Genomic DNA, 4835 nt, shown 5'->3' with positions numbered 1-4835 from the left:
GGGAAGGCCGGCCACCGGGCCATGCCAGCTCTTTCTTTCAGGGTGAGGAACGCGCGGTGAATGCGTGGATGTTATGGTCAGACCATGAAAACACAAATTGATCACTTGGTCGTCGTCGCACCAACGCTGGAACTCGGGGTGCAGTGGTGCGAGGCCACGTTGGGCATCACGCCCGGCCCGGGCGGTGAACATGAGCAGTATGGCACCCATAACCGCTTGTTTAAAATCGCGACACCGGCCAACCCGCTGGCCTATTTTGAAATTATTGCCATCAATCCGGAAGCAAAAAGGCCCGCCAATGCGCCGACCAAGCGCTGGTTTGACATGGATGATGCGGCGCTGCAGGCAGCCGTCGCCATCGAGCCGCGTTTGGTGCATTTTGTTGCCAATACCAGCGACATCCAGGCCGCTCGCAACGCGTTGAAAGCGCAAGGCATTGATCGCGGGCCAGCGGTGCAAGCCAAACGCCATTCACGCCGGGGCGTGTTGCAATGGCAGGTCACCGTGCGTGAGGACGGGCAGCGCCTGTTCAACGGCGCGCTGCCCAGCTTGATTCAATGGGGCAAGCCCGATGCGGCCGAGCCCCTGCGCCTGCACCCTAGAAACAGCTTGCCTCGATCCGGCGTGACGCTGCAGAGTATCGGCGTCACGCATCCTACGGCCGACAAGCTGCAAGCGGCTTTTGATGCCATCGGCCTCACCGGCATCGCGGTGGAGGTCGGCCCGGCCAACCTGCGCGCGACCCTGCACACGCCCAAGGGCCTGGTTGAGCTTCACAGCCACGGGATTTAGCGCTTCGGCCGCATCAACGGTTAGACGCTGACCATCACGCGCAACACTTCGTGCCCATAGGCTTCCAGCTTTTTCGCCCCGATGCCGCTGATGCCTTGCAAATCGTCCAGCGATTGCGGCGCGCGCTCGGCAATGGCCGCCAGCGTGGCATCGTGAAAAATCACGTAAGCGGGCAGATTGTGTTCCTTGGCCACTTCTGAGCGCCAGGCTTTCAGGGCGACATAGCGCTCCTGGCCCTCGGCATCGAGTGAGGCCGGCACTTTGACCACGGCGGCGGCGCTGCCGCGCTTGGCTTTGCGCTCGGACGGGGTCGAGACCGATTCACGCAGCTGCACCGCGACCTCGCCCTTGAGCACGGCGCGCGAGGCGTCGGTCAGCTGCAAGGTGTTGAAGGCCTGGGCATCGACCGTGACGGCGCCGATGGCGATCAACTGGCGCAGCACGCCGCGCAACTGCACTTCGCTGAAGGCGGCGCCAATGCCGAAGGTGCTGAGGCTTTCGTGCCCGCGCTGCGTCACCTTCTCGGTGGTTTTGCCGCGCAGGATGTCCATGATGTGGCCCGCGCCATAGCTGATGCCGCCCATTTGCTGCACGCGGTAGACGGTGCTGAGCAGCTTGCGGGCGGCATCGGTGCCGTCCCACACGGCGGGCGGCTGCAGGCAGTTGTCGCAATTACCACAACGAGCCCCCACGCTTGCCACTTCGTGTGCTGTGCTGCCCCCCGAGGGGGCCGTGCCTTGCTTGGGGCGGCCCGGCGCGGCGGCGGACTCCGCACCGTACGTCTCCCCAAAGTACGCAAGCAGGCGCACACGGCGGCAATCGGTGGCTTCGGCCAGGCCCAGCAGGGCATCGAGCTTGCCGCGCAGGCCTTGCTTGAATTCCTCGCCGGCCGGGCTTTCGTCAATCATGCGGCGCTGGTTCACCACGTCTTGCAGGCCGTAGCACATCCAGGCGTCGGCGGCCTCGCCATCGCGCCCGGCGCGACCCGTTTCCTGGTAGTAGCCCTCGATGTTCTTGGGCATGTCCAGGTGCGCGACAAAGCGCACATCGGGCTTGTCGATGCCCATGCCGAAGGCGATGGTGGCGACCATCACAATGCCCTCGCTGCGCAGAAACTGGTCCTGGTTCGCCTGGCGCACCTTGGTATCCAACCCGGCGTGGTAGGGCAGCGCGGCGATGCCCTCGTCGCACAGCATATTGGCGACCTCTTCGACGCGCTTGCGCGACTGGCAGTAGACGATGCCGGCCTCGCCCCGGTGCTCGTTGGAGATGAAGCGCAACAGCTGTTGCGTGGCCTCGCGCTTTTCGACGATGGTGTAGCTGATGTTGGGGCGGTCAAAGCTGCTCAGAAACAGGCGCGCATCCTGCAACTGCAGCCGCTCCACGATGTCGGCGCGGGTCAGCGTGTCGGCAGTCGCCGTCAGCGCAATGCGCGGCACACTGCCATAGCGCTCGTGCAGCACCGTCAAAGCCCGGTATTCGGGCCGGAAGTCGTGGCCCCACTGGCTCACGCAATGCGCCTCGTCGATGGCAAACAGGCTCAATTTGCCGCGCTCGTACAAAGAATCGAGCTGCGCCAGAAAACGCGGCGTCGTCACCCGTTCGGGCGCGCAATACAGCAAGGTGATGTCGCCGCGCAGCAGTCGTTTTTCCACCTGCGAGGCTTCCTCGCCCGACAAGGTGGAATTGAGAAACGCGGCGCTGACGCCGGCTTCATGCAAGGCACCGACCTGGTCGTGCATCAGCGCGATCAGCGGCGAGATCACCACCGTGATGCCCTGCCCGGCCTGCTCGCGCGCAATTGCCGGAATCTGGTAACACAGCGATTTGCCGCCGCCGGTGGGCATCAGCACCAGCGCGTCGCCACCCGCCACCACGTGCTCGATGATCGCTTGCTGCGGCCCACGGAACTCACCGTAGCCAAAGACTTCTTGAAGAATGAGATGGATAGACAAAATGTGTTGCTATATATTTAATAGCTGCTTGCGCAGGCTGCACGAGGGCTAGAGGCCGATTTAGCTTAAACCTTTGGGCCAGGGAGACGGTCCGGGCCCCGCCACGCGCCAACCCGCGCCGGGTTTCCAAAACGGAGGTGTTTCATGCCCCTATTGTCCGGGGATTTTGAAATGGCAAGATTTCAGTCCAGCGTCTGGCGATAGCGTTTGAGCGCGATGCCGCCCACCACGAACAAAAACAAGGTCATCGGCCAGAGGTTGGGCGCCACTTCACTCAGGCTGGCGCCCTTGAGCATGATGGCGCGCACCGCACGCAAGAGGTGGGTCAGCGGCAGCATTTCGCCCAGCCACTGCGCCCAGCGCGGCATGCCGCGAAACGGGAACATGAAGCCGGACAGCAGCATCGAGGGCAAAAAGAAAAAGAACGTCATCTGCATCGCCTGCAGCTGGTTGCTCGCCAGGGTCGAGAAGGTAAAGCCCACGCCCAGATTGGCCAGCATGAACAGCCCGATGACAAACATCAGCAGGGTCACGCTACCCAGGATCGGCACCTCAAACAACAGAATGGCGGCCAGAATGATGACGCTGAGCTGCACATAACCAATGATGATGTAAGGCGTGATTTTCCCCACCATCACCTCGAACGGGCGCACCGGCGTGGCCAGCAGGTTTTCCATGGTGCCGCGTTCGCGCTCGCGCGTCATGGCGAGCGAGGTCAGCATCACCATGGTCATGGTGAGAATGGTGCCGATCAGTCCCGGCACGATGTTGTAGCGGGTCAGTCCTTCGGGGTTGTAGCGGCGGTGAATGCGCAGCTCAAACGGCGGCTCGCGCGGCTGCAACCCGGCCAGTGCCCCGGTGAGGTCGTGCGCCAGTGCCAGCGGAGTGATTTGCCCCAGGGCCGCAATGGCGTTGCTGGCGGCGGACGGGTCGGTCGCGTCCACCGCCACCAGCACGGCGGGTTTTTCGCCGCGCACCACGCGTTTCGAGAAATCAGGCGGAATCGCCAGCATGAACTGGACCTCCCCGGTCTCCAGCAGGCGCTCCGCCTGCACCTCGGTAGCGGGCTGGGCCACGACGTGGAAGTAGCCGGTGTTCTGGATGGAGGCCACCAGGCTGCGCGCCAGCGGCCCGTTGTCATAGGCCACCAGCGCCGTGGGCAGGCCCTTGGGGTCGTTGTTGATGGCGTAGCCAAATAGGATCAGCTGCATCACCGGCACCCCGATGGCCATGGCAAAGGTCAGGCGCTCGCGCAGCATCTGCTGGAACTCCTTGATGATGATGGCCGTCACGCGCGCGAAAGAGAACTTGGCGCTCATGCCGCCGCCTCCTGATAGGCATCTTTGGCTTTGTCCATCAGGCTGATGAAGACATCCTCCAGATCGGCCTCGGCCGTGGTCAGCCGCAGGTCGCTGCGCGCACGGTAGGGTGCCAGCGAGGCTTTCAGTAGCGCCTGATCTTCTCCCGCCACGTGCACGGTATTGCCGAACGCGGAGACGCTGAGCACGCCGGGCAGCGCCTTGATCGGCGCCACCAGGGCCTCCAGATGGGCACCGGCGACGGACCACACGGCCAAGCCCGCCCGCTCGATGATGTCGGCCTGCGTGCCCCGGGTCAGAATTTGGCCATTGGCGATGTACATCAGCTCATGGCAGCGCGCCGCTTCGTCCATGTAGTGGGTCGAGACCAGCACCGTGATGCCCTGCGCCGCCAGGCGGTGGATTTCATCCCAGAAATCGCGCCGCGCTTTCGGGTCCACCCCCGCTGTCGGCTCATCGAGCAGCAACAGGCGCGGCTCGTGCAACAGGCAGGCCGCCAGCGCCAGGCGTTGCTTCCAGCCGCCGGACAGGGCCCCGGCCAGTTGGTGCTGGCGCGCCGTCAACTCCAGCCGTTCCAGTGCCTGGTCCACCGAGCGCTTGCGCTGGGGCAGCTCGAACAGGCGGGCGACAAAATCCAGGTTTTCTCGAATCGTCAAGTCGTCATAAAGGCCAAAGCGTTGCGTCATGTAGCCGACCTGGCGCTTGATTTGCACGGCCTGCGTGATGAGGTCCAGCCCCAGACAGGTGCCGGAGCCGCCGTCGGGCGTCA

General features: G+C 63.9%; 4 protein-coding genes. 1 reads left to right on the top strand and 3 read right to left on the bottom strand.

Features of this window, described 5'->3' with window-relative positions; translation table 11 throughout:
* Positions 1-84 precede the first annotated feature (84 nt).
* Positions 85-792, top strand: a complete 708-nt coding sequence (locus tag B3V69_RS12950) for a VOC family protein (RefSeq protein WP_296447154.1) — start codon at positions 85-87, stop codon at positions 790-792.
* A gap of 20 nt (positions 793-812) precedes the next feature.
* On the opposite strand, the gene B3V69_RS12945 is transcribed toward B3V69_RS12950, so the two are convergent.
* The 3 genes from B3V69_RS12945 to B3V69_RS12935 form a co-directional block, all read right to left on the bottom strand.
* On the bottom strand, positions 813-2747 hold the full coding sequence (locus B3V69_RS12945) for a RecQ family ATP-dependent DNA helicase (RefSeq protein WP_296447152.1): 1935 nt from the start codon (positions 2745-2747) through the stop codon (positions 813-815).
* Positions 2748-2929: 182 nt separating this feature from the next.
* On the bottom strand, positions 2930-4066 hold the full coding sequence (locus B3V69_RS12940; RefSeq protein ID WP_296447150.1) for an ABC transporter permease: 1137 nt from the start codon (positions 4064-4066) through the stop codon (positions 2930-2932).
* Positions 4063-4835, bottom strand: a 773-nt coding sequence (locus tag B3V69_RS12935; protein ID WP_296447148.1) for an ABC transporter ATP-binding protein, incomplete at its 5' end; no start/stop codon positions are given. The genes B3V69_RS12940 and B3V69_RS12935, both read right to left, overlap by 4 nt.

Source organism: Rhodoferax sp. UBA5149, assembly GCF_002413825.1.
Lineage (GTDB): Bacteria > Pseudomonadota > Gammaproteobacteria > Burkholderiales > Burkholderiaceae_C > Rhodoferax.
The sequence above is the reverse complement of the archived record's forward strand: the minus strand, read 5'-3'. Positions and strand labels throughout refer to the sequence as shown.

Coding starts and splice junctions, on each gene's coding strand:
- B3V69_RS12940 (WP_296447150.1), bottom strand. CDS start 4,066: ATGAGCGCCAAGTTCTCTTTCGCGCGCGTGACGGCCATCATCATCAAG.
- B3V69_RS12950 (WP_296447154.1), top strand. CDS start 85: ATGAAAACACAAATTGATCACTTGGTCGTCGTCGCACCAACGCTGGAA.